Below are 21,200 nucleotides of genomic sequence, written 5' to 3' on the forward strand. Positions count from 1 at the left end.
TGATTATGCAGAGTTCCGCAAATTCATGCAACGTGGTGGCCGTCACGCCGAAATTCGGGTGCGGCCGGTCTCCGGGGTTCGCGAGGATGGTCGCATGCCCGCCGTCACCGCGTCCGGAGTCCGTGCGACCTGGGAGTCCCTGCCCGTCGCCGTGCGGGCCGGCATCGACGACGTGCTCGGCTCGCGGGTCGTGGCCGCCGACAACCAGTCCGGCGGCTTCTCCCCCGGGCTGGCCGCGCGCGTGCGCTGCGCCGACGGCGGGCGGGCGTTCGTCAAGGCGGTCGGCATGCCGCTCAACCCCGAGTCGCCTGGGCTCTACCGGCGCGAGATCGAGGTCGCCGCGGCGCTGCCGTCCGGCGTTCCCGCGCCGCGGTTCCGTGGCTCCTACGACGACGGCGACTGGGTCGCGCTGGTCTTCGACGAGGTCGACGGCCGCATGCCGCACGAGCCCTGGCGTCCGGACGAGCTGCGGCTGGTGGCCGACGCGGTCACGGGGCTGTCGCGGTCGCTGACGCCGTGCCCGGTGCCGTCACCGCGGCTGGCCCGCGACGAGATGCGCGAGCCGATGCTGGGCTACCGGTCGCTGGCGGCCGACCCGCCGGACGACCTCGACCCGTGGGAGCGGCGTCACCTCGACCGGCTGGCCGCGCTGGCCGAGTCCTCGCTCGACGTCGTCGACGGCGACACCTTGGTCCACTTCGACCTGCGGGCCGACAACGTCCTGCTGTCCGGTTCGCGGGTGTGGTTCGTGGACTGGCCGTGGGCGTTCCGCGGCGCGGCCTGGCTCGACTCCGTGCTGCTGATGCTCAACGCGGCCTACCACGGCCACGACCCCGAGCCCTACCTCGACGCCCACCCCCTTCTCGCCGGCGTCGACCCCTCGCAGGTGACGGCGGTCCTGGCCGGGTTCGCCGGGTTCTTCGGCGCCTTCGGGCGGCGGCCGCCGCCGCCCGGGCTTCCGACCATGCGCGCCTTCCAGCTCGCCCAGCACGCGACGACGCTCGCCTGGGTGCGCCGGCGCACCGGCTGGGAGTGAGTCTCAGCGCGGGGCGACCAGCTCGGCCGGGATGATGCGGACGGGGTACGGCAGGGTCAGCTCCAGCGCGTCGCCGCCGCCGGCCCGGCCGGCCTCGGCGTACGCGCCGTCGCGCAGCTCCCAGGCGATGATCGACGGCTCGTCGGGATCGACCACCCAGTACGACGGCGTGCCGGCGGCCTCGTAGCGGGACCTCTTGAGCAGCAGGTCGTACCGTCGCGTGGACGGCGACAGCACCTCGACCGCCAGCAGCGGCGGTCCGGTCAGCTCGCGCTTGATGACGTCCTCCCATGGCGCCACCAGCACATCCGGCTGAAGCACCGTGTCCTTGGCCAGCGCCACATCGAACGGCGCGACGATCGCCTCCAACCCGGGCGGACAGCTGTCGCCGAGCAACCGCGCAAGTCGTATCACCGCGACCTGATGCATTCCCGTGGGCGCCGGGGTCACGAGAAGCATCCCGTCGAGAAGTTCGTGCCGGCGCCCGTCATCGGGCATCGCGTCCAGCTCGGCCCGGGTGATCGGCCCCGGGTTGAGCGGCGGCAGCTCGTCGCTGCGCGGAACGGTCATGGCCACCATCGTGCCTCCTGTTCGTCACGACCGCCAATGCTGCCGCGCGAAGGCCAAAGGCGCGAATAGCTATCCACAGGGCTGTGGATAACTTAGCTGAGCGGGTCGTTGGGCCCGGCGGTGGGCAGGCGCAGCGCCCGCGCGTCGTGCGCGAGGATCTCGTCGCGCAGGGCCAGCAGCGACTCGGGCGTGTCCGTTCCGGCGCGGAAGAACCGGCCGCCGAGGTCGTCGAGGACGCCGTCGCCGATGGCGGCGACGAGGTCGACCACGTCCGATGGCGCCGTCCACGAGGTGCGGCCGGCGTGCATGGGCATCGCCGTCGTCATCTCGGTCTCGACGTGGCCGGGCGCGAGGTCGAACGCGCGCACGCCCCGCGACCGGTACTGCAGGTCGAGCAGTCCGGTGAACCGGGCCAGCGCGCCCTTCGAGACGGCGTACCCGGTGTAGATCTCGGCGCTGCGATAGCCCAGGCCGCTGTTGAGGTTGACGACGCGGCCGCCGCCACCGGCCAGCATGACCGGGAGCACGGCGTGGGTGACCAGCAGCGGGCCGCGCACGTTGACCTCGACGACGCGCCAGGTCTCCTCGACCTCGGTGTCGAGGAACGGCTGCTCGACGCCCTCGATGACGCCGGCGTTGTTGACCAGCAGGTCGATGCGGTCCAGCCCGCCGGCCAGCGCCGACACGGCCGCGGCGACGTCGTCGTGGTCGGTGACGTCGGCGGTGACGCCGACCGCCGTCGCGCCCTGCGCCCGGCATTCGGCGACGACGTCGTCGAGGCGGTTGCGGTCGCGGGCGACCACGCCCACCGACACCCCGCGCGCGGCCAGCCCGACCGCGATGGCCCGGCCGATGCCCCGGCTGGCGCCGGTGATCAGCGCCGTCCGGGCCGCGGGCACCCCGGCGACGCTCATGTGCCGCGCAGGACCGCGCCGGTCCGCTGCGTGGCCGCGGCCACGGCGGCGTCGCGGGCGGCGGTGGTCTCGTCGACGGTGAGCGTGCGGTCGGGCGCGCGGAACCGCAGCGCGTAGGCCAGCGACTTCCTGCCGTCGCCGAGCTGAGCGCCGGTGAACACGTCGAACAGCCGCACCGACTCGAGCAGCTCGCCGGCGCCGGAGCGCAGCGCGTCCTCGACATCGGCGGCCGGGACGGCGAGGTCGACGACCAGGGCGACGTCCTGGGTGGCGACCGGGAAGGTCGAGACGGACGGGGCGCGCACCGGCTCGTCGGCGACGCCGTCGAGGCCCGCCGGGAAGAAGCGGTCCAGCTCGAGCTCCATGGCGCTCGTGCGCGGCGGCAGACCGAGCGCCGAGACGACCCGCGGGTGCAGCTCGCCGGCGTGCCCGACCAGGGTGTCGCCGACGTACAGGGCGGCGCAGCGGCCCGGGTGCCAGGGTGCGTGCTCGTCCTTCTCGACCCGCAGCGTCACGCCGGCGGACCGGGCGACGACCCGCGCGGCCTCGACTGCGTCGGCCCAGGTGGCCGGACGGCCGGCGCCCCACCAGCCGGCCGGCTCGCGCTCACCGGCCAGCGCGACGGCGACGCGGTGCGGCTGCGACGGGACCGCCGCGAGCAACGAGTCCAGCTCGGCGTCGGTGGGCCGGCGGTCGACCGGCAGCCGCGGCGGCACCGGCAGCGCGCCCGGCGCCGGGCGGAACACCAGGCCGGCCTCGTAGACGGCGACGTCGGAGGCACCGCGCCCGACGTTGCGCCGCAGCGTCGCGAGGAGGCCGGGCAGCAGCGTCGTGCGCAGCAGCGGCTGCTCCTCGGAGATCGGGTTGGCCAGCCGCAACGCGACCCGGCGGGCATCGTCGGCCGGGAAGCCCAGGGCATCGAAGTCCGCCGAACCGACGAACGGGTACGACGGCGCCTCGACGTAGCCGGCCGCGGCGACGGCCCGCTCGACCCGGCGACGCAGCCGCTGCGACGGCGTGATGCCGCGCCCGGCCGGGGCCACCGGCAGCACCGACGGCACCGCGTCGTAGCCGTGCAGCCGGGTCACCTCCTCGACGAGGTCGTACGGGTCGGTGAGGTCGGGCCGCCACGTCGGCGGGGTGACGGCGATGCGCTGGCCGCCCGCCGGCGCCACCGCCGCGCCCACGGCCGTGAGCAGCGACGTCACCTCGTCCGCCGGGTAGTCGACGCCCACGACGCGGGCGGGCAGGCCGGCCGGGATCTCGATCGGCGCCGGCGCCGGAACCACGCCCGCCACCGTCAGGCCCGGCTCCTGGGTGGCCCCGCCGAGCGAGACCAGGAGGTCGACCACCCGCTGCGCCGCCACCGCGGGCAGGGCGGGGTCGACGCCGCGCTCGAACCGCTTGGACGCCTCGCTGGGCAGCTTGTGCCGGCGCGCCGTGCGAGCGATGCCGGTGGCCTCGAAGTGCGCCGCCTCGACCACGACGGCGGTGGTGGCGGAGCTGAGCTCGGTGGACCCGCCGCCCATGACGCCGGCCAGGCCGATCGGCCCGGAGTCGTCGGTGATGAGCAGGTCGTCGGGGTCGAGCGCGCGGACGGCGCCGTCGAGCGTCGTCAGCTTCTCCCCCGCCACCGCGCGACGCACGACGATGGGCCCGCGCAGCGCGTCGCGGTCGTAGCCGTGGATCGGCTGGCCCAGTTCGAGCATGACGAAGTTGGTGATGTCGACGGCCAGCGAGATGGGCCGCATGCCGGCCAGCTGGACCCGTCGCTGCAGCCACCGCGGGCTCGGCGCGGCGGGGTCGAAGCCCGTGACCGTGCGGGCGGCGAACACCGGGCAGCGCCCGGCGTCCTCGACCCGCACCGGGTAGCCGTCGCCGCCCGTCGTGTCGATGTCGTCGCGCACGCCGGGGTCGGTGAAGGGCACCCCGTACGCCGTCGCTGCCTCGCGGGCCACGCCGCGCACGGACAGGCAGTAGCCGCGGTCGGGCGTGACGGCGATGTCGAGGACGTCGTCGCGCAGGTGCAGCAACTCGACGGCGTCGGCCCCCGGCTCCGCCTCGCCGTCGCCCAGCACCAGGATGCCGGCGTGGTCGTCGCCGATGCCGAGCTCGCGGACCGAGCAGATCATGCCGTCGGACACGTGGCCGTACGTCTTGCGCGCGGAGATGGCGAACCCGCCGGGCAGGACGGCGCCGGGCAGCGACACGACGACGAGGTCGCCCACAGCGAAGTTGTGCGCGCCGCACACGATGCCGCGCGGCTCGGCCTCGCCGACGTCGACCGAGCACCAACGGATGGTCTTGCCGTTCTTCTGCGGCTCGTCGGTGAACTCGAGCACGCGGCCGACGACCAGCGGGCCGGTGATGTCGGCGCCGGCTTCGTCGACGGTCTCGACCTCGAGACCGGCCCGGATCAGCCGGGCCGCGACGTCGCGCGCGCTGACGTCGTCGGGCAGCGGCGCGTAGTCGCGCAGCCAGCTCAGGGGGACGCGCATCAGATCTCCATCCCGAAGGCCGCGGCGAACCGGACGTCGCCCTCGACCATGTCGTGCATGTCCTCGACGCCGTGCCGGAACATCAGCGTGCGCTCGAGGCCCATGCCGAACGCGAAGCCGGTGTACCGCTCGGGGTCGATGCCGCAGGCCACCAGGACCCGCGGGTTGACCATGCCGCAGCCGCCCCACTCGATCCAGCCCTCGGACCCGCAGGTGCGGCACGGATTCTCCGGGTCGCCGACGGACGCGCCGCGGCAGACGAAGCACTGGAGGTCCATCTCGGCGCTGGGCTCGGTGAACGGGAAGTACGACGGGCGCAGCCGGGTGGTGATGCCGTCGCCGAACATCGACGACGCGAAGTGGTCGAGGGTGCCCTTGAGATGCGCCATCGTCAGGCCCTCGTCGACGGCCAGCCCTTCGACCTGACTGAACACCGGCGTGTGCGTGGCGTCGAGCTCGTCGGTGCGGAACGTGCGGCCCGGGCAGATGACGTAGATGGGCGGCGTGCGGGTGAGCATCGACCGCGCCTGCACCGGCGACGTGTGCGTGCGCAGGACCAGCCCGGAGTCCTCGTTCTCGACGAAGAAGGTGTCCTGCATGGTCCGCGCCGGATGATCGGGGCCGATGTTGAGGGCGTCGAAGTTCAGCCATTCGGCCTCGACCTCGGGACCCTCGGCGACCTCCCAGCCCATGGCGACGAAGACGTCGCCGACCCGCTCCTGGATGGTCGTCAACGGGTGCCGGGCGCCCCGCGGCGCGCGGTCCCACGGCAGCGTGACGTCGACGGCCTCCTCGACGAGGACGCGTTCGTCGCGCTCGGCCTCGAGCACCGCCTGGCGTTCGGCGAGCGCCGTCGCGACGTCGCGGCGCGCGGTGCCGACGCGCTGCCCGGCCTCCTTGCGCGCCTGCGGCGGCAGCGCGCCGATCTCGCGGTTGGCCAGCGCCAGCGGCGACCGGTCGCCGGTGTGCGCGAGCCGGGCCTCCTTCAGCGCGTCGAGGTCGCCGGCGGCGGCGAACGCGGCGAGGGCGTCGGACACCATCGCCGCCACCTGATCGGCGTCGAGCGGGGTCACCTGGACTGGGTCGTAGTCGCTGTTGGGCGCGGACATGTTCCTCGTCTACTCACGCGGGGCTCGCAACCCCGCGAGTCTACGCGGCTGACCGTCACACCGGGGCGAGCGGGCGGTGCGGCCCGTCGGGCAGGTCGACGGCGATCGGGTCGCCCGGCCGCACCTCGCCGCCGACCAGCACGATCGCCATGATCCCGGCCCGCCGGACGATCTCACCGTCCGCGTCGCGCCCGACGACCTGCCTGAGCAGGCCGGGCCGGAAGTCGTCGATCTGGTAGCAGGGGTTGCGCAGCCCGGTGACCTCGACGACGGCCTCGGCGCCCAGCCGCAGCCGCGTGCCCGCCGGCAGGCCGAGCAGGTCGACGCCGCGAGTGGTGACGTTCTCGCCCAGGTCGCCGGGTGCGACGTCGAACCCGGACCCCGTCAGCTCGTCGTGCAGTTCCGCGTGCATGAGGTGGACCTGGCGCAGGTTCGGCTGACGAGGGTCGCGCCGCACCCGGGACCGGTGCTTCACCGTCGTCCCGGCATGGGCGTCGCCGTCGACGCCGAGCCCGGCCAGCAGCGCGATGGCCGGCTGGTTCGGCTTGCCGAAGCTGTGCGTGGGGCTGGCGCTGACCGCGGTGACCTGCGCCATCAGTGGCCGTGGCCGTGGCCGCCGTGACCGTGGCCGTCCTGCTCGTCGTCCGGGACGAGGTGCGGCGGGAAGCCGCCGGTCGCGATGGGGCCCCACCGCTGCGGCGTGATGCGCAGCAGCGACTTGCCCTGCCGGTGCATGGCCTCGCGGTAGCCGTCCCAGTCCTCGTGCTCGCCGGCGACGTTGCGGTAGTACTCGATCAGCGGCTCGACGGAGTCGGGCAGGTCGATGATCTCGGCCGGCCCGTCGACCTGCACCCATGCGCCGTCGAAGTCGTCGGAGAGCACGACGATGCTGGCGCGCGGGCGCTGGCGGACGTTGTTCGCCTTGGCGCGGTCGGGGTAGGTCGACACGACGATGCGCCCGGAGTCGTCGACGCCGCAGGTGACCGGCGAGGCCTGCGGGCCGCCGTCGGCGCGGGTGGTGATGACGATGCCGTGGTGGCGCGGCCGGACGAACTCGAGCAGCCCGGCGAGATCGACGGTGGTGTTCGTGGCGATGTTCGGCATGGGGCCACCTTAAGAGGAATGCGTAGTCTCGACGCATGCTCCCCGACACCGAACTGCGGGTCGTCCTGCCCAACGAGTCGCCCGCCATGCAGCCGTCCCGGCTGACCGAGCTCGCGGCCGGCGCCGAGCGGCTCGGCTACGGCGCCGTCCTGCTGCCCGACCACCTGCTGCCGCCGTCGCCGTACGGCCCTGAGTACGGCGGGGTCTACGAGCCGCTGACGACGCTGGCGTTCCTCGCGGCGGCGACGCGGCGCATCGGGCTGGGGATGTCGGTGCTGGTGCTGCCGCTTCGCGAGCCGTTCCTCGTCGCCAAGCAGGCCGCCACGGTGCACCGGCTGTCCGGCGGGCGGCTGACGCTCACCGTCGGGGCGGGGTGGGTGCGGTCGGAGTTCGACGCCGCCCGGGCCGACTACGCGGGCCGCGGCGGCTACGTCGAGGACGCGTTGCGCCTGATCCGGACCCTGTTCTCCGGCGCCACCTCGTACGACGACGCGCGGTTCGGGTTCGAGCACGGCGTGTTCGAGCCGCGGCCGCTGACGCCGCTGCCGATCGCCGTCGGCGGCACGACCGACGCGGCGCTGCGCCGGGCCGCTGCTGTGGCCGACGAGTGGCACGCGCTCGCCCTCGACGCCGACGGGTTCGCGTCGCGGCTCGCGGTGCTGCGGTCGCTGCGCGAGACCGGGCCGCTGGCCGGGCAGCCGCTGCGGGCGGGCACCCGCATCGAATGGGCCGGCGGACGGTCGTCGCTCGCGGCAGCGGTCGATTCGGTGCACGCCCTCGCCGCGGCCGGCGCCGACTCCGTCGCCGTCTGGTTCGGCGACGAGGACGGCTTCGGGGAGCGCATGGAGGAGTTCGCGGCCGCGTTCGGCTGACGGCTCACACGAGGTGCGCACGCAACGGCAGGGAGCTGGCGATGGCGTCGTAGTCGGCGTCCTTGTGCAGCAACGCGACGTCATGCCGTAGCGCGACGGCCGCGATGAGGCAGTCGACGAGGCTGCGCACCGTCCGGCCCTGGCGGCGCACCGCCAGGTAGATCGCGGACGCCTGCCTGAAATCCAGCCTCGGGTCGACGCCCAGCACCGGCAGTCCGTTCGTGAGCCTCTCCAACGCGTCGGCACGCGTGGGCGTGTCGGCGCCGGCGAGCAGCTCCATGATCACCGGCTCGGTCGTGCACACCTCGGCGCCCCGCTGGATCAACGCTGTGAGTTCCCTGGCCGCCGCCGTGTCAGCCGCCCGCAGGTAGTCGATCCAGGCCGACGTGTCGACGAGGATCATCCGGCCGTTGCGGCGTCGGCCGACCGCAGCTCGTCCAGATCGGCGCCCCAGCCGACGCCGCGCAGCCCCAACAGGAAGTCCTTCGTCAACGGCACACCGACGAGACGGCGCAGGGCGAGATCGACCGCCTCACGCTTGGTCGCGACTCCGTATCGCCGCATGACTTCACCGACGAGCGCATCGTCGAGTTCGATGTTGGTACGCGTCATACACCAACCATACACCTGGTGTCATGCGTCGCTGATTCGTTGACGATGGTGACCGTCGCTCGGGGTGACGACCTCCACGTTCATGATCATCAACCCTTCCGGCCGCCATGTCGACCAAGAAGGTGGATGGCAACGGCCTGTCTCAGACGCGTGACACTAGCGGGTGGCGCGGCGGCCGGCCCGAGCCGAGCCGTAGAGACAGACGGCGGCCGCCGTGGCGAGGTTGAGGCTCTCTGCGCGGCCGTAGATCGGGACCCGGACGACGTGGTCGGCGAGCGCGGCGACGTCGTCGGGCAGGCCCCACGCCTCGTTGCCGAACAGCCACGCGACCGGGCCGGCGAGCAGGCCGTCGTCCTCGGCGTCGTCGAGGTCGAGCGAGCCGGCGCCGTCGGCCGCCAGCACCGTCAGCCCGCGCTCGCGCAGCGCCGCCACCGCATCGGCCGCCGGCACGCCGGACACCACCGGCAGGTGGAACACGCTGCCCGCCGACGCGCGCACGGCCTTGCCGCCCTGCGGGTCGGCCGAGCCGTGGGTGAGCACGACGGCGTCCGCTCCGGCCGCGTCGGCGCAGCGGACGACCGTGCCGGCGTTGCCCGGGTCGCGGGCCTCGGCGAGGACGGTTACCAGCCGCGGCTCCCCCGTCAGCGCGACGTCGAGGTCCACTGTCAGCGACCGGCACACGGCGACCAGCCCCTGCGGCGTCACCGTCTCCGACAGCGCCGCCAATGCGGCGTCGCCGGCCGCGTGCACGGGGATGCCGGCGTCGTCGGCGGCGGCGACGATCGGCGACCACCGGGCCGCCGCGTCCGCCGTCACGAACAGCTCCACCACCCGGCCCGGCCCGGCGGCGACCGCCTCACGGACCGCCTGCGGGCCCTCGGCGAGGAACAGCCCCGCCTTCTCGCGGGCGGGCCGGCGCAGCAGTTTGTGCGCCTCGCGCACCCGGCCGGACCGTTCGGTCAGCATGGGTCTCCAGCATCCTTCCGGTGATCATGATCCCTGGCGGTCACCCTGCGACCGCCAGAGCACATCATCACCGGACAGACGAAGACCGGGCCTGCCGACGCAGGCCCGGTCTCGGCGAACGAACGCTCAGGCCGCCGGCGCGTTGCGGTCGGCGGGCAGCGCCGCGCGCGCGACCTCGACCAGGGCCTTGAAGGCGCCCGGGTCGTTGACGGCGAGGTCGGCGAGCATCTTGCGGTCGACGTCGACCTCGGCCAGCCGCAGGCCCTGGATGAAGCGGTTGTACGTCAGGCCCTCGGCGCGGGACGCCGCGTTGATGCGGGTGATCCACAGCTGCCGGAAGTCGCCCTTGCGCTGCTTGCGGTCGCGGTAGGCGTAGACGAGCGAGTGGGTGACCTGCTCCTTCGCCTTCCGGTACATCCGGGACCGCTGACCCCGGTAGCCGCTGGCCCGCTCGAGGGTCTCACGGCGCTTCTTGTGGGCGTTGGCCGCCCGCTTCACGCGTGCCACTGGTACTCCTTGCTGAGTTCGGCCATACCGGCCGAAGGGTGAACTGGACGGTCGCCGCTTACTTGCCGAGCAGCTTCTTGATGCGGGGCGCGTCGGCCTTGGACACCTCGGTGGTGCCGGCGAGCTTCCGCGTCAGGGTGGACGGCTTGTGCTCCAGGTAGTGGCGACGGTTCGCCTTCTGGCGCAGCACCTTCCCGCTTCCGGTGATCCGGAACCGCTTGCTCGTGCCGCTGTGCGTCTTGTTCTTCGGCATGGCGCCGTCTGTCTCCTCGGTCAGTCTTCGTTGTCGGGGGTCGGCCGCTCGACCGGCTCCCGCTCGGCCTTCTCGGCCTCGGCCGCTGCCCGGCTCGCCGCGCGCTCGGCCTTCTCGGCCTCTTCGTCGGCGTGCCGCTGTGCCTGCCGCTCGACCTTCGCCGCTTCCTTCTCGGCCTTGGCGTCGGCCTTCTTGCGATGCGGCCCCAGCACCATGATCATGTTGCGGCCGTCCTGCTTCGGCGACGATTCGACGAAGCCAAGCTCATTGACGTCCTCGGCCAGGCGCTGCAGCAGCCGGAAGCCCAGCTCCGGACGCGACTGCTCACGGCCGCGGAACATGATGGTGACCTTGACCTTGTCACCCTCGGCCAGGAAGCGCTCGACCGCGCGCTTCTTGGTCTCGTAGTCGTGCTTGTCGATCTTGGGGCGGAGCTTCTGCTCCTTGATCAGGACGTGCGACTGGTTCCGGCGAGCCGCGCGCTCCTTCATGGCGGACTCGTACTTGAACTTGCCGTAGTCCATGAGCTTGGCCACCGGCGGCCGGGCGCCGGGCGCGACCTCGACCAGGTCGAGATCGGCCTCCGCCGCAAGCCGGAGCGCGTCCTCGATGCGGACGATGCCGACCTGCTCACCGTTGGGGCCGACGAGCCGGACCTCCGAAACGCGGATCCGGTCGTTGATGCGGGGCTCTGCGCTGATGCCTTCCTCCTGAATTCGACGGGGTGGTGCCTCGACCACGCCGCGGAAACACGAATGGCCTCCGCGAACGTGCATCGCAGAGGCCAAACCCATCGGCGTCGCGGCACATTCCTGAGCCACGACCACAAGGGCGCCCAAAGGACGCCCTGACCAGGGAACCCGACGATCTGTGCGATCGTTGCGGGTGGGAGCGGACTCCGCTTGCTGGCCGCCTCACCCGAGGGTTCGAGTCAGACGGTCCGGTCGGTGTGAGAGCCTACCATGAATGAGCACGCCCGATCACATCGCCGCCGACGCCAGTCGCGACATCGCCGACGTTCCCGCCGTCGAGGTCATCTCCACGGCCGCCGTCCACCTCATGAGCGCCGCCGCCGTCCACCTCGGGCTGGCCGAGGACCTCCCGGAGCACCGCGATCTCGACGAGGCGCGGTCGCTGATCGAGGCGCTCGCCGGCCTCATCACCGCCGCCGCCCCGTCGCTGGGGACGCACCACGCGGGGCCGTTGCGGGACGGGCTGAAGACGCTGCAGCTGGCGTTCCGCGAGACGTCGCCGATGCCTGACGCTGTTGGTGAGGGGCCCGGGGAGAAGTACACGGGACCGGTCTACTCGTAGTCCGGCCATTTGGGTTCGCCGGACGCTCGTTGGCGCTGATCTGCCGCGGTGGCCAGCCGGAAAATGGGCCCCGGCTTCTGGCCCTGCTGCGCTTCTTCTCCGCTGGCCGCTCGCTGGCCGCTCTCCGTCCCATGATCATCCAGGTTTCGGGGCGTGATAGCGCCACAGAACCTGGATGATGATGGCGCGAAAGCCACCGAGGGCCCGGTTGCGTGTGTGGGGGAAGCGGCGCGGGGACGACTACGGCGCTGCGCACGCGTCGCGTTGGGGTAGGTATGACCCGCCCCTCTAGGGAGGGTGCCCACCCTACGGGCGGGCACCGACAACCTCGCGCCGCCACTGCAGCACTCGGGCGTACGTCCGCCGCCGTGAACGTCGGCCACACGACGAGCGAGCCGGACGGGGCCAGTCGACCACGGGGCAAGCGAGCAAGACGGGGGCCAGTCGACCACCGGGTGAGCAGAGCGAGCAGCACGGGGCCAGTCGACCACCGGGCGAGCAGGCCGAGCTGGCCAAGTCGAGCACGGGGCGGGCAGGTTGAGCGGGGTCAGCCGATCAGGGCGCGGCGGACCCGGCGGCGGACGCGGCGCCAGATGCCGCCGCGGGAAGCACCGCTCCCGTCACCGGAATCGGCGCGCGCGGCGGCGGCCACCGCCGGCTCGGCGTGGCCGACGCCGGGCCAGGGGCCGAGCGGCCGCCAGCCGGAGGCGAGGGACCGCAGGTCGGCCGCGTCGACGGCGAACATGATGGGGCCGGCGAGGTCGATGACGAGGGCTTCGGCGCCGTCGGCGAGGGCGGCCTCGGCGGCGCTGCGGGTCGGCACCGGGGACGGTCGAGCCTCGGGGTTCCAGCGTTGCAGCGACTCGACGCAGGTGAAGGCGAGCAGCCCGCGGCGGCCGTCGCGGCCGGTGGTGAGGACCGTCGCCATGGCGGTCTCCTTCTCCGCGCCCGTGGCGTCGACAGACTCGGCGACCGCGACCACGGGGATCAGCAGCCGGCCCGCCGCCAGCGCCGCGAGCACGTCGGCGGAGCCGCCCTCGCCCCGCTCGTACGCGGCCAGCGCGGCCACGATGCGAGGGTCGGCCGCGCCGTCGTCATCGCCGAAGGGCGTGGACGGCACGCGGCGTCGGGGCACAGCGGTCACGGGCGGCGACCATAGCCCGCCCACGCGCCCAGCGCCATCCGAGTGCCGGTATTGGTCCGCAGCAATGCCCGCAAGAACGACATATCGGACGCACGCCTACGAGCGGCGACGTATCGGGCGGGACGGATCGGCGGACCGTGTCGATCGGCTCAGGTCCTCCGGTGAACGTACACTCCCCCCGTGGACCTCTCCGTCTCCGACGCACCGGTGGGCCGTCTCCTCGACGGACGCTACCGGATCGAGGCGCTCGTCGCCCGCGGCGGAATGGCCACGGTCTACAAGGCCACCGACACCCGGCTCGACCGCCCCGTCGCGCTGAAGATCATGCACGCGGAGCTGGCCGCCGACGACGACTTCGTGGCCCGGTTCATCGGCGAGGCCAGGGCCGTCGCCCAGCTGTCCGACCCCAACGTCGTCAACGTGTTCGACCAGGGCGAGGACGACGGCGCCGTGTACCTGGCCATGGAGTACATCCACGGCCGCACGCTGCGCGACGTCCTGCACGAGCGGGGGCGGCTGGGCGCCGACCTCGCGCTCGAGGTGGCCGAGTCGGTGCTGTCGGCGCTGGCCTCGGCGCACCGGGCCGGCATCGTGCACCGCGACGTCAAGCCCGAGAACGTGCTGGTCGGCAACGACGGACGGGTGAAGGTCGCCGACTTCGGGCTGGCCCGGGCCAACAGCAGCTCGTCGAAGACCACCCGCGGCCTGCTGGGCACCGTCAGCTACATCTCCCCCGAGCAGGCGCTCGGCGAGCGGGCCACGCCGCGCTCGGACGTCTACTCGGCCGGCATCATGCTCTACGAGCTGCTCACCGGTAAGACGCCGCACGAGGGCCCGACGGACTTCGTGGTGGTCCGCAGCCACATCGACGACGACGTCCCGCCGCCGTCCGAGTCGGTCCCGCTGCCGCCCGCCGTCGACGCCCTCGTGCTGACGGCCACGGCGCGCGAGCCGATGGAGCGCTACGCCGACGCCAGCGCGTTCCTCAACGCCATCCGCTCCGCCCGCGCGGCCATCGCCGGCGCCCCGCTGCCCGAGCCCGACGACGACCCCGAGCTCACCGCGGCGCACGCCGAGCCGCGCGACTCCGCCGGCGTCACCGTCGACGAAGCGCTGGCCGGCACCGTGCTGGCCGGCCAGGTCGGCCAGGTCGGACGGGCCGAGCCCGACGACCCGGGCCCGCCGGACGACGACGGCGACGCCGACGGCGAAGACGCGACGGCCGAGGACCGCTGGGCCGGCGAGGACAGCCATCCGGGCTCGACCCGCCTCATCGACGCGCCGCTGTCGATCCGGTTCACCGCCGACGACACCGGCGAGGAGCAGGCCGTCGCCGCCGCGCCGGCCGGCACGCGGGCCGCCCGGCAGGCCGAGGCGCGCGCCCGCACCAGCAGCCACCGCCGCACCGAGCAGGCGCGCAGCCGTCGCGGCCTGTACCTGTTCCTGTTCGTGCTGCTGCTGGCCATCGGCGTCGCCACGGCGGCGTGGTGGTACGGGTCGGGACGGTGGGAGTCGACGCCTTCGCTGCTCGGCCTCACCGCCGAGCAGGCCGAGGCGCGCGCCGACGACTCCGGGTTCAACGCGGTCAACGGCGGCGAGCAGTACTCCGAGTCGGTCGAGGCCGGCCAGGTCGTGAGCACCGATCCGGCGCCGGGCGAACGGCTGCTCGGCGGCGCCGAGATCACCTACGTGCTGTCGCTCGGCCCGGAACGCTACGAGGTGCCGGAGCTGGTCGGGCAGACCGTCGATCAGGCGAACGAGCTGGCGGCGCCGCTGTCGATGACGGTCCGCGTCGAGGACGAGGTCTACCACGACGAGGTGGAGGCCGGGCTGATCCTGACCCAGAGCATCGAGCCGGGCGAGCAGGTGCGCCGCGACACCGAGGTCGTGGTCACCGTCAGCCGCGGGCCGCAGCCGGTCGAGATCGAGGACTTCACCGGCCGCTCCGGCGAAGAGGCGCAGGCCGCGCTCGCCGAGGCCGGGTTCACCGTCAACCGGCAGGAACAGACCTCCGAGGACGTCGAGGCGGGCCTGGTCATCTCGCAGGACCCCGCCTCCGGCACCGGTTTCCGCAACGACGAGATCACGATCATCGTCTCCTCCGGGCCGGAATTGATCGAGGTTCCGAATGTGCGCGGCGAAAGAGTGGAAAGGGCCGAGGAAATCCTCCGCGAAGCGGGCTTCGTGCCCGAGGCCGTCGATCTCTTCCCCGAGTTCGGCAGCAGCGGCCGCGGCGACCGCGTCCAGAACCAGGAGCCCGCGGCCGGTGAGCAACTGCCGCGCGGCTCGACCGTCCGCATCATCTACTTCTGACCCGGCCTCCGGCCGACCGAGGACGCACGTGACCGACGCGCTCGCCCTGCTGGGCACCCACCTCCCCGCGGCCGGGAAGCCGGCCACCGTCCCCGAGCGGGCCGCCGCCATGGGCGCGTCGTCGGTGCAGGTGTTCCTCGGCAACCCGCGCGGCTGGGCCATGACGCCCGGCGACCCGGCCACCGACGACGCCTTCCGCGCCGCCGCGGCCGAGCACGGCCTGACGGTGCTCGTGCACGCCGCGTACTTGGTCAACCTCGGCAGCCCGGTGCCCGAGACGGCGCAGCGCTCGGCCGCCGCGCTGGCCCACTCCCTGCGGCGGGCCCGCGACGTGGGCGCCGCCGGGGTCGTCGTCCACACCGGCTCGTGCGTGACGGCGGGGAACCGCGACGACGCGTTACGGCAGGTCCGCGAGCTGCTGCTGCCACTGCTGGACGAGCTCGACGGCACGCCCGGCGGGCCGGAGCTGCTGCTCGAGCCGACCGCCGGCCAGGGCCAGTCGCTGTGCGCGACGATCGACGACCTCGAGCCGTACCTCGGCGCGCTCGACCACCATCCTCGGGCGCGGGTCTGCCTCGACACCTGCCACCTGTACGCGGCCGGCCACGACCTCGCGGCGCCGGGCGGCATGACGGCGATGCTGGACCGGTTCGCCGACGTCGCCGGCGCGGACCGGCTGGCGGCCGTCCATGCGAACGACTCGATGGACGGCTGCGGCTCGTTCCGCGACCGTCACCAGCGCATCGGCAAGGGGCACATCGGCGCCGCCGCGTTCGGCGAACTGCTGCACCACAAATCGGTCGCCGGATTGCCGGTGGTGCTGGAGACGCCGGGCGGCCCACCGGCTTATGCCGAAGATCTTTCGATGCTGAAGGAATTACAGCCGAGTTCCCAGAAATAACAACATGAGATGTCAAGTGACCTGATTGTGACCAACTGTCTTACTCCCCGGACAACCCTGCCGAACTAGGCTTTCGGTGCCCTACTTTCGAGTCTGGGGACGAGGCGGGAGGTTGCGTCATGGTGGTCGTGATGTCGCCCGAAGCGACGCCGGAACAGATCGACGCCGTCGTGGCGCGGGTCCGCACCATCGGCGGCGAGGCGTTCGTCAGCCGCGGCGTCCAGCGCACCATCATCGGCCTCGTCGGCGACGTCGACGACTTCCGCGCACTCAACCTGCGCGGCCTGCCCGGGGTGGCCGACGTCATCGCCATCTCCACGCCGTACAAGCTGGTCAGCGTCGACCACCAGCCGGCCCGCAGCACCGTTGTCGTGGGCAGTGGCACCGGCGCGCGCCCGGTCCTCATCGGCCCCGACACCTTCACGCTGATCGCCGGGCCGTGCGCCGTCGAGTCGCTCGAGCAGACGCTCGAGGCGGCCGAGATGGCCAAGGCGGCCGGCGCCACCATGCTGCGCGGCGGGGCGTTCAAGCCGCGGGCCGCGCCGCGCGAGTTCCAGGGCCTGGGCAAGGTCGGCCTGCACATTCTGGCCGAGGTCCGCGAGGTCACCGGCCTGCCCGTCGTCACCGAGGTCATCGACCCCGGCGACGTCGACCTCGTCAGCGGGTACGCCGACATGCTGCAGGTGGGCGCGCGCAACATGCAGAACACCGCGCTGCTGCAGGCGGTCGGCCGGGCCGGCAAGCCGGTGCTGCTCAAGCGCGGCATCCAGGCCACCGTCGACGAGTGGCTCATGGCCGCCGAGTACGTCGCCCAGCGCGGCAACCTCGACATCGTGCTGTGCGAGCGCGGCATCCGCACCTTCGAGACCGCCACGGCGACGACGCTCGACATCGCGGCGGTGCCCATCGTGCAGCGGCTCTCGCACCTGCCGGTCATCGTCGACCCGTCCCATTCGGCCGGGCGGCGCGACCTCGTGCTGCCGCTGTCGCGGGCGGCCATCGCGGTCGGCGCCGACGGCATCCTCGTCGACGTCCACCCCGATCCCGAGGCGGCGCTGTGCGACGGCCCCCAGGCCCTGGCCGGTGCCGACGTCCGCGAGCTGGCGTCGACGCTGCGGCGACTCATCCCGGCGGCGGGGCGCCGGCTGGGCGACCCCTCCCCCGTCGGGCTCTGATCTCTCAGCCGACCCTGACGAGCTCGGGCTCCGCGGTGGCGGCCGCCCGCTGCTGACGCAGGTGGGCGCGGATCGAGTAGGCCAGCGCGGCCGCCCACACCATCGCGACCACCACGTACACCACGGCCCGCACCCCGCCCGGCGCGTCGACCCAGTCGCTGCGCAGGATGGTGCGGCCGTTCGTCAGCACGATCATGCCGCCGACGGCCGAGCCGAGCACCCGTGGCGGGACGATGCGCACCAGCCACGCCGCGATCGGCGCGGCGAGCACGCCGCCGGCCAGCAGCACGCCCACCCAGGCGAAGTCGATGTTCTCGGTGCCGAGGCCGATCAGGAAGCCCACGCTCGCCGCGACCGCGACGAGGAACTCGCTGGTGTCGATCGAGCCGATCACCTTCCGCGGCTCCATGCGGCCGCTGGCCAGGATCGCGGGCGTGCCGACCGGGCCCCAGCCACCGCCGCCGGTCGAGTCGACGAACCCGGCGACCAGCCCGAGCGGCGTGAGGAACCGGCGGCCGAGCGGCTTCGGGTCGCGGCGGACGGGCAGGCCGCGCAGCGTGAACCGCACCAGTAGGTAGATGCCGAGCGCCAGCAGGATCAGCGACATCACCGGCGCCGCGGCCTCGGTGGACAGGCTCGACAGGAACGTCGCGCCGGCGAACGCGCCGACCGCGCCGGGCACCCCGATCTTCGCGACGACCTTCCAGTCGACGTTGCCGAACCGCCAGTGCGACAGGCCGGAGACCAGCGTGGTGCCGATCTCGGCCAGGTGGACGGTGGCCGACGCGGCCGCGGGATTCGCCGTGACGGCGAGCAGCAGCGTGCTGGAGGTGACGCCGTACGCCATGCCGAGGCTGCCGTCGATGAGCTGGGCGGCGAAACCGACCAGGCCCAGCAGGACGAGGGTACGCACCCGGCCGCCTCCCAACCACCTAACCCGTCAGAACTATAGGAATAGTCGCCTAGGTCGGGATTGTGGTCAACAGATGGACGGCGGTGTCTCGCACTGCGGACGCGCCGGCGGGCGCGGGGAGCTGTTCGGCGGGATGCCGGAGGGACGGCCGGTGGGTCGGCCGGGCGGGCGTCAGGTGGGCAGCAGCGTCAGGCGCGGAGCAGATCGGCCAGGACGCCGGCCGCTCGCTTGGCGTCCTCGGCGCTCACGTCGAGGTGCGTGATGAGCCGCACGAGGCCGGGGCCGACGGTGCCGGTGAGGATGCCGGCGTCGGCCGCGTCAGCCACGAGGGCCGTGGCCCGGTCACCCACGTCGAGGATGACGACGTTGGTCTCGACGGCGGCGAGGTCCACGGCCGCGGGATCGACGGCGGCCACGGCCTCGGCGATGAGGCGGGCGTTCGCGTGGTCGTCGGCCAGGCGGTCGACGTGGTGGTCGAGGGCGTAGAGGCCGGCGGCCGCGAGCACGCCGGCCTGCCGCCAGCCGGCGCCGAGCCGCTTGCGCCACACCCGCGCCTCGGCGATCGCCGCCGCCGGGCCGACCAGGACCGAGCCGACCGGCGCGCCCAGGCCCTTGGACAGGCAGACGGCGACGGTGTCGAAGAGGCGGCCGTAGTCGGCCAGCGGGACACCGGTCGCGACGTGCGCGTTCCAGAGCCGGGCGCCGTCGAGGTGCAGCCGCACGCCGACCGGGTCGACCAGCTCCCGTAGTGAACGCAGCGAGTCCAGCGGCTGCACCGTGCCGCCGGCGAAGTTGTGCGTGTTCTCCACCGCGACCGCCGCCGTCGACACCAGGTACGGCCCCGCGTCGGGGGTCATGAGGCGGCGGACGGCGTCGAGGTCGACGTGGCCACGGGGGTCGGACCAGGTGCGCGTGGTGACGCCCTGCGTGACGGCGTGGGCGCCCAGCTCGGCGCGGACGACGTGCGCCCGCTCTTCGCACAGCAGCTCCTGCCCCGGCGCGACCAGCGACCGCACCCCCAGCACGTTCGCCAGCGACCCGCTGACGGTGAACAGGCCGGCCTCGTGCCCGAGCAGCCCGGCGACCCGCTCCTCGAGCGCGCGCACGGTCGGGTCCTCGCCGTAGACGTCGTCGCCGGTGCCGGCGGTGGACATCGCGGCCAGCATGGCGGCGGTGGGCCGGGTGACGGTGTCGCTGCGCAGGTCGATCACGCCCACACTCTAAGCCGCCGTGCCCACGATACGGATGGCCGGTTGCTTTCCCATAAGACCCATAGGAAATTGGGTGACGTGCCCAGGCTGCTGCTCACCCAGCGACGCGCCGTCGATCTGATGCGCGTCGCCAGCCAGCTCTGTCACTGACCCGGTCCGCCGGCCGACCAGCCGGCCCGCCAGGCAGACCAGCCGACGGGACGGCCGGCGGACCAGCCGGCGCACCCCATCGCCCACCCCGCGATCCCCATCCACCGGCCGCACCCCGGCCACCTTTCCCCGGAGCCGTCCATGCCCCTCGCCATCGCACCCCCGCCACCGCCCCTCGACGCGCCCGAGCCGTCGCCGCTGGGCCTGGTCGTCTTCGTCGAGGTCGACGATGCGCTGGCCGGCCGGTCCGGCGCCACCGTCGTCGTCGACGGCCGGGCCGAGGCGCTGACGTTCCGCGAGTTCGAGCCGCTCGCCTACCTGATCGAGAACCGGCGCCGCGCGCTCACCCGGCTCGAGCTGATCGGCCAGGTCTGGCCGCTGGGCACGCGGGCCGGCAGCCGCACCGTCGACGTCCACATCAGGCGGCTGCGGGTGAAGCTCGGCCGGCACGGACGGCGGATCCGCACGCTCCGTGGCCACGGCTGCCGGCTGGACTGACCACTATCCGGGCAATTCTCGCTCAGCATGCGAGACTTGCTCTATTGTCCACTAATCCACCGTGATTACTATGATCCGACCGATCCGAGGGGGCACCACACTCATGAGCACCCGAACCAGAGCAGCAGTCACCACGTTCGTCCTGGTCGGCGGGCTGGCACTGGCGGCCTGCGGCGGCGACGACACCGACGCGGCATCGGGCGAGGAGACGACGCTGTCGATCGTGGGCTTCGCGGTCCCCGAAGCGGCCAACGTCGCCATCGCCGAGGAGTGGAGCCAGACCGACGAGGGCGCCGGCGTGCGCTTCCGCAGCTCCTACGGCGCGTCCGGCGACCAGAGCCGGGCGGTCGAGTCCGGCCTCGAAGCCGACTACGTCCACTTCTCCGTCACCAGCGACGTCACCCGGCTGGTCGACGCCGGCCTGGTGGACGAGACCTGGGACGACGGCCCGACGAAGGGCGTGGTGTCGTCGTCGGTGGTCGTGCTGGCGGTCCGGCCCGGCAACCCGGAGAACATCCAGGACTGGGACGACATCGTGCAGCCGAGCGTCGAGATCGTCACGCCGAACCCGGCGTCGTCCGGCGCCGCCCGCTGGAACGCGCTGGCCGCCTGGGGCCACGTCGCGGCGAACGGCGGCACCGACGCCGAGGCCGAGGAGTTCGTCCGCCAGGTGTTCGCGAACGTCGTCGCGCTGCCCAACAGCGGCCGCGACGCCACCACCAGCTTCCTCGGCGGCACCGGCGACGTGCTACTGGCCTACGAGAACGAGGCCATCCTCGCCACCCAGAACGGCGAGGAGCTGGACTGGGTCATCCCCGAGACCACCCTCCTCATCGAGAACCCGGGCGCGGTGCTCAGCGACGCCGACCCGAAGGCGCAGGAGTGGCTGGACTTCGTGCTCAGCGAGGCCGGCCAGCGCCAGTTCGCGCTGAAGGGCTTCCGGCCGGTCATCGACGGCGTCGACACCAGCGGCGTCGAGGGCGCACTGGACCCGGACGACCCGTTCCCGGCGCCCGCGCACCTGCTCACCGTCGAGAACGACTTCGAGAGCTGGAGCGCGCTGTCGGACAAGTTCTTCGACGAGGAGAACGGCATCATCACCCGGATCATCGCCGAGTCCGGGAAGGCGCAGTGAGCTCA

At 73.2% G+C, this 21,200-nt stretch carries 23 protein-coding genes; 8 read left to right on the plus strand and 15 right to left on the minus strand.

What is annotated here, in order from left to right; genetic code table 11:
- Positions 1–94: 94 nt before the first annotated feature.
- Entirely contained in the window at positions 95–1,036 is a 942-nt protein-coding gene (locus BLU82_RS16590; RefSeq protein ID WP_092622275.1) for a phosphotransferase, read from the plus strand.
- A gap of 3 nt (positions 1,037–1,039) precedes the next feature.
- Here the strand turns inward: BLU82_RS16590 and BLU82_RS16595 are convergent, their stop codons facing one another.
- The 6 genes from BLU82_RS16595 to BLU82_RS16620 all read right to left on the minus strand — a co-directional run bounded on the left by BLU82_RS16595 (position 1,040) and on the right by BLU82_RS16620 (position 7,231).
- Positions 1,040–1,606, minus strand: a complete 567-nt coding sequence (locus BLU82_RS16595) for a Uma2 family endonuclease (RefSeq protein ID WP_092625922.1) — start codon at positions 1,604–1,606, stop codon at positions 1,040–1,042.
- Between the two features lie 92 nt (positions 1,607–1,698).
- Positions 1,699–2,520, minus strand: a complete 822-nt coding sequence (locus BLU82_RS16600; protein ID WP_092622276.1) for an SDR family oxidoreductase — start codon at positions 2,518–2,520, stop codon at positions 1,699–1,701.
- Positions 2,517–5,018: a phenylalanine--tRNA ligase subunit beta gene (gene pheT / locus BLU82_RS16605; RefSeq protein ID WP_092622277.1), complete on the minus strand. Its 2,502-nt coding sequence runs from the start codon at positions 5,016–5,018 to the stop codon at positions 2,517–2,519. Before pheT ends, BLU82_RS16600 begins: the two co-directional genes overlap by 4 nt.
- On the minus strand, positions 5,018–6,127 hold the full coding sequence (gene pheS / locus BLU82_RS16610; protein ID WP_092622278.1) for a phenylalanine--tRNA ligase subunit alpha: 1,110 nt from the start codon (positions 6,125–6,127) through the stop codon (positions 5,018–5,020). The genes pheT and pheS overlap by 1 nt, the downstream gene beginning before the upstream one ends.
- Before the next feature lie 55 nt (positions 6,128–6,182).
- Positions 6,183–6,722 (minus strand): MOSC domain-containing protein, encoded by a 540-nt coding sequence (locus tag BLU82_RS16615; protein WP_092622279.1) that lies wholly within the window; start codon positions 6,720–6,722, stop codon positions 6,183–6,185.
- Positions 6,722–7,231, minus strand: a complete 510-nt coding sequence (locus tag BLU82_RS16620; RefSeq protein ID WP_092622280.1) for a PPOX class F420-dependent oxidoreductase — start codon at positions 7,229–7,231, stop codon at positions 6,722–6,724. Before BLU82_RS16620 ends, BLU82_RS16615 begins: the two co-directional genes overlap by 1 nt.
- A 35-nt stretch (positions 7,232–7,266) precedes the next feature.
- Here BLU82_RS16620 and BLU82_RS16625 point away from each other — a divergent pair, with 35 nt between their 5' ends.
- Positions 7,267–8,103, plus strand: coding sequence for a TIGR03619 family F420-dependent LLM class oxidoreductase (locus BLU82_RS16625; RefSeq protein WP_092622281.1), 837 nt, complete (start codon positions 7,267–7,269; stop codon positions 8,101–8,103).
- Positions 8,104–8,107: 4 nt separating this feature from the next.
- Here the strand turns inward: BLU82_RS16625 and BLU82_RS16630 are convergent, their stop codons facing one another.
- The 6 genes from BLU82_RS16630 to infC all read right to left on the minus strand — a co-directional run bounded on the left by BLU82_RS16630 (position 8,108) and on the right by infC (position 11,181).
- Positions 8,108–8,506 carry a PIN domain nuclease gene (locus tag BLU82_RS16630; protein WP_092622282.1) on the minus strand — a complete coding sequence of 133 codons (399 nt, stop codon included), beginning with the start codon at positions 8,504–8,506 and terminating at the stop codon, positions 8,108–8,110.
- The gene (locus BLU82_RS16635) at positions 8,503–8,715 is read right to left on the minus strand and encodes a type II toxin-antitoxin system VapB family antitoxin (RefSeq protein WP_092622283.1); all 213 of its coding nucleotides are present in this window, start codon (positions 8,713–8,715) and stop codon (positions 8,503–8,505) included. Before BLU82_RS16635 ends, BLU82_RS16630 begins: the two co-directional genes overlap by 4 nt.
- Positions 8,716–8,871: 156 nt before the next feature.
- Positions 8,872–9,681: an RNA methyltransferase gene (locus BLU82_RS16640; RefSeq protein WP_092622284.1), complete on the minus strand. Its 810-nt coding sequence runs from the start codon at positions 9,679–9,681 to the stop codon at positions 8,872–8,874.
- Between the two features lie 126 nt (positions 9,682–9,807).
- On the minus strand, positions 9,808–10,188 hold the full coding sequence (gene rplT / locus BLU82_RS16645) for a 50S ribosomal protein L20 (RefSeq protein ID WP_069115457.1): 381 nt from the start codon (positions 10,186–10,188) through the stop codon (positions 9,808–9,810).
- Between the two features lie 58 nt (positions 10,189–10,246).
- Positions 10,247–10,441: a 50S ribosomal protein L35 gene (rpmI, locus tag BLU82_RS16650; RefSeq protein WP_069115458.1), complete on the minus strand. Its 195-nt coding sequence runs from the start codon at positions 10,439–10,441 to the stop codon at positions 10,247–10,249.
- Positions 10,442–10,461: 20 nt separating this feature from the next.
- The gene (infC, locus tag BLU82_RS16655) at positions 10,462–11,181 is read right to left on the minus strand and encodes a translation initiation factor IF-3 (protein ID WP_370246300.1); all 720 of its coding nucleotides are present in this window, start codon (positions 11,179–11,181) and stop codon (positions 10,462–10,464) included.
- 226 nt (positions 11,182–11,407) lie between these two features.
- Between infC and BLU82_RS16660 the strand changes: the two genes are divergently transcribed.
- Positions 11,408–11,755, plus strand: a complete 348-nt coding sequence (locus BLU82_RS16660; protein ID WP_069115460.1) for a DUF1844 domain-containing protein — start codon at positions 11,408–11,410, stop codon at positions 11,753–11,755.
- Between the two features lie 547 nt (positions 11,756–12,302).
- Here the strand turns inward: BLU82_RS16660 and BLU82_RS16665 are convergent.
- Positions 12,303–12,899: an SseB family protein gene (locus tag BLU82_RS16665; protein WP_157741058.1), complete on the minus strand. Its 597-nt coding sequence runs from the start codon at positions 12,897–12,899 to the stop codon at positions 12,303–12,305.
- 180 nt (positions 12,900–13,079) lie between these two features.
- On the opposite strand from BLU82_RS16665, the gene pknB reads away from it, so the two are divergent.
- From pknB to aroF, 3 genes are all read left to right on the plus strand, one after another.
- Positions 13,080–15,212, plus strand: a complete 2,133-nt coding sequence (pknB, locus tag BLU82_RS16670; protein WP_092622287.1) for a Stk1 family PASTA domain-containing Ser/Thr kinase — start codon at positions 13,080–13,082, stop codon at positions 15,210–15,212.
- Between the two features lie 28 nt (positions 15,213–15,240).
- Positions 15,241–16,113 carry a deoxyribonuclease IV gene (locus BLU82_RS16675; RefSeq protein WP_092622288.1) on the plus strand — a complete coding sequence of 291 codons (873 nt, stop codon included), beginning with the start codon at positions 15,241–15,243 and terminating at the stop codon, positions 16,111–16,113.
- A gap of 119 nt (positions 16,114–16,232) precedes the next feature.
- Entirely contained in the window at positions 16,233–17,288 is a 1,056-nt protein-coding gene (gene aroF / locus BLU82_RS16680; protein WP_092622289.1) for a 3-deoxy-7-phosphoheptulonate synthase, read from the plus strand.
- Between the two features lie 4 nt (positions 17,289–17,292).
- On the opposite strand, the gene BLU82_RS16685 is transcribed toward aroF, so the two are convergent.
- Positions 17,293–18,201, minus strand: coding sequence for a sulfite exporter TauE/SafE family protein (locus BLU82_RS16685; RefSeq protein ID WP_092622290.1), 909 nt, complete (start codon positions 18,199–18,201; stop codon positions 17,293–17,295).
- A 188-nt stretch (positions 18,202–18,389) separates the two neighbouring features.
- The gene (locus tag BLU82_RS16690; RefSeq protein ID WP_092625923.1) at positions 18,390–19,412 is read right to left on the minus strand and encodes a low specificity L-threonine aldolase; all 1,023 of its coding nucleotides are present in this window, start codon (positions 19,410–19,412) and stop codon (positions 18,390–18,392) included.
- Positions 19,413–19,703: 291 nt separating this feature from the next.
- Between BLU82_RS16690 and BLU82_RS16700 the strand changes: the two genes are divergently transcribed.
- Entirely contained in the window at positions 19,704–20,060 is a 357-nt protein-coding gene (locus BLU82_RS16700; RefSeq protein ID WP_092622292.1) for a winged helix-turn-helix domain-containing protein, read from the plus strand.
- Between the two features lie 103 nt (positions 20,061–20,163).
- Positions 20,164–21,195 (plus strand): sulfate ABC transporter substrate-binding protein, encoded by a 1,032-nt coding sequence (locus BLU82_RS16705; RefSeq protein WP_092622293.1) that lies wholly within the window; start codon positions 20,164–20,166, stop codon positions 21,193–21,195.
- Positions 21,196–21,200: the final 5 nt, after the last annotated feature.

This window comes from Jiangella sp. DSM 45060 (assembly GCF_900105175.1).
GTDB lineage: Bacteria > Actinomycetota > Actinomycetes > Jiangellales > Jiangellaceae > Jiangella.

What these genes read in the sequence shown, in the direction of transcription:
- BLU82_RS16590 (WP_092622275.1), top strand. Translation starts at nt 95, where the DNA reads ATGCCCGCCGTCACCGCGTCCGGAGTCCGTGCGACCTGGGAGTCCCTG.
- BLU82_RS16595 (WP_092625922.1), bottom strand. Translation starts at nt 1,606, where the DNA reads ATGACCGTTCCGCGCAGCGACGAGCTGCCGCCGCTCAACCCGGGGCCG.
- BLU82_RS16600 (WP_092622276.1), bottom strand. Translation starts at nt 2,520, where the DNA reads ATGAGCGTCGCCGGGGTGCCCGCGGCCCGGACGGCGCTGATCACCGGC.
- pheT (WP_092622277.1), bottom strand. Translation starts at nt 5,018, where the DNA reads ATGCGCGTCCCCCTGAGCTGGCTGCGCGACTACGCGCCGCTGCCCGAC.
- pheS (WP_092622278.1), bottom strand. Translation starts at nt 6,127, where the DNA reads ATGTCCGCGCCCAACAGCGACTACGACCCAGTCCAGGTGACCCCGCTC.
- BLU82_RS16615 (WP_092622279.1), bottom strand. Translation starts at nt 6,722, where the DNA reads ATGGCGCAGGTCACCGCGGTCAGCGCCAGCCCCACGCACAGCTTCGGC.
- BLU82_RS16620 (WP_092622280.1), bottom strand. Translation starts at nt 7,231, where the DNA reads ATGCCGAACATCGCCACGAACACCACCGTCGATCTCGCCGGGCTGCTC.
- BLU82_RS16625 (WP_092622281.1), top strand. Translation starts at nt 7,267, where the DNA reads ATGCTCCCCGACACCGAACTGCGGGTCGTCCTGCCCAACGAGTCGCCC.
- BLU82_RS16630 (WP_092622282.1), bottom strand. Translation starts at nt 8,506, where the DNA reads ATGATCCTCGTCGACACGTCGGCCTGGATCGACTACCTGCGGGCGGCT.
- BLU82_RS16635 (WP_092622283.1), bottom strand. Translation starts at nt 8,715, where the DNA reads ATGACGCGTACCAACATCGAACTCGACGATGCGCTCGTCGGTGAAGTC.
- BLU82_RS16640 (WP_092622284.1), bottom strand. Translation starts at nt 9,681, where the DNA reads ATGCTGACCGAACGGTCCGGCCGGGTGCGCGAGGCGCACAAACTGCTG.
- rpmI (WP_069115458.1), bottom strand. Translation starts at nt 10,441, where the DNA reads ATGCCGAAGAACAAGACGCACAGCGGCACGAGCAAGCGGTTCCGGATC.
- BLU82_RS16660 (WP_069115460.1), top strand. Translation starts at nt 11,408, where the DNA reads ATGAGCACGCCCGATCACATCGCCGCCGACGCCAGTCGCGACATCGCC.
- aroF (WP_092622289.1), top strand. Translation starts at nt 16,233, where the DNA reads ATGGTGGTCGTGATGTCGCCCGAAGCGACGCCGGAACAGATCGACGCC.
- BLU82_RS16700 (WP_092622292.1), top strand. Translation starts at nt 19,704, where the DNA reads ATGCCCCTCGCCATCGCACCCCCGCCACCGCCCCTCGACGCGCCCGAG.
- BLU82_RS16705 (WP_092622293.1), top strand. Translation starts at nt 20,164, where the DNA reads ATGAGCACCCGAACCAGAGCAGCAGTCACCACGTTCGTCCTGGTCGGC.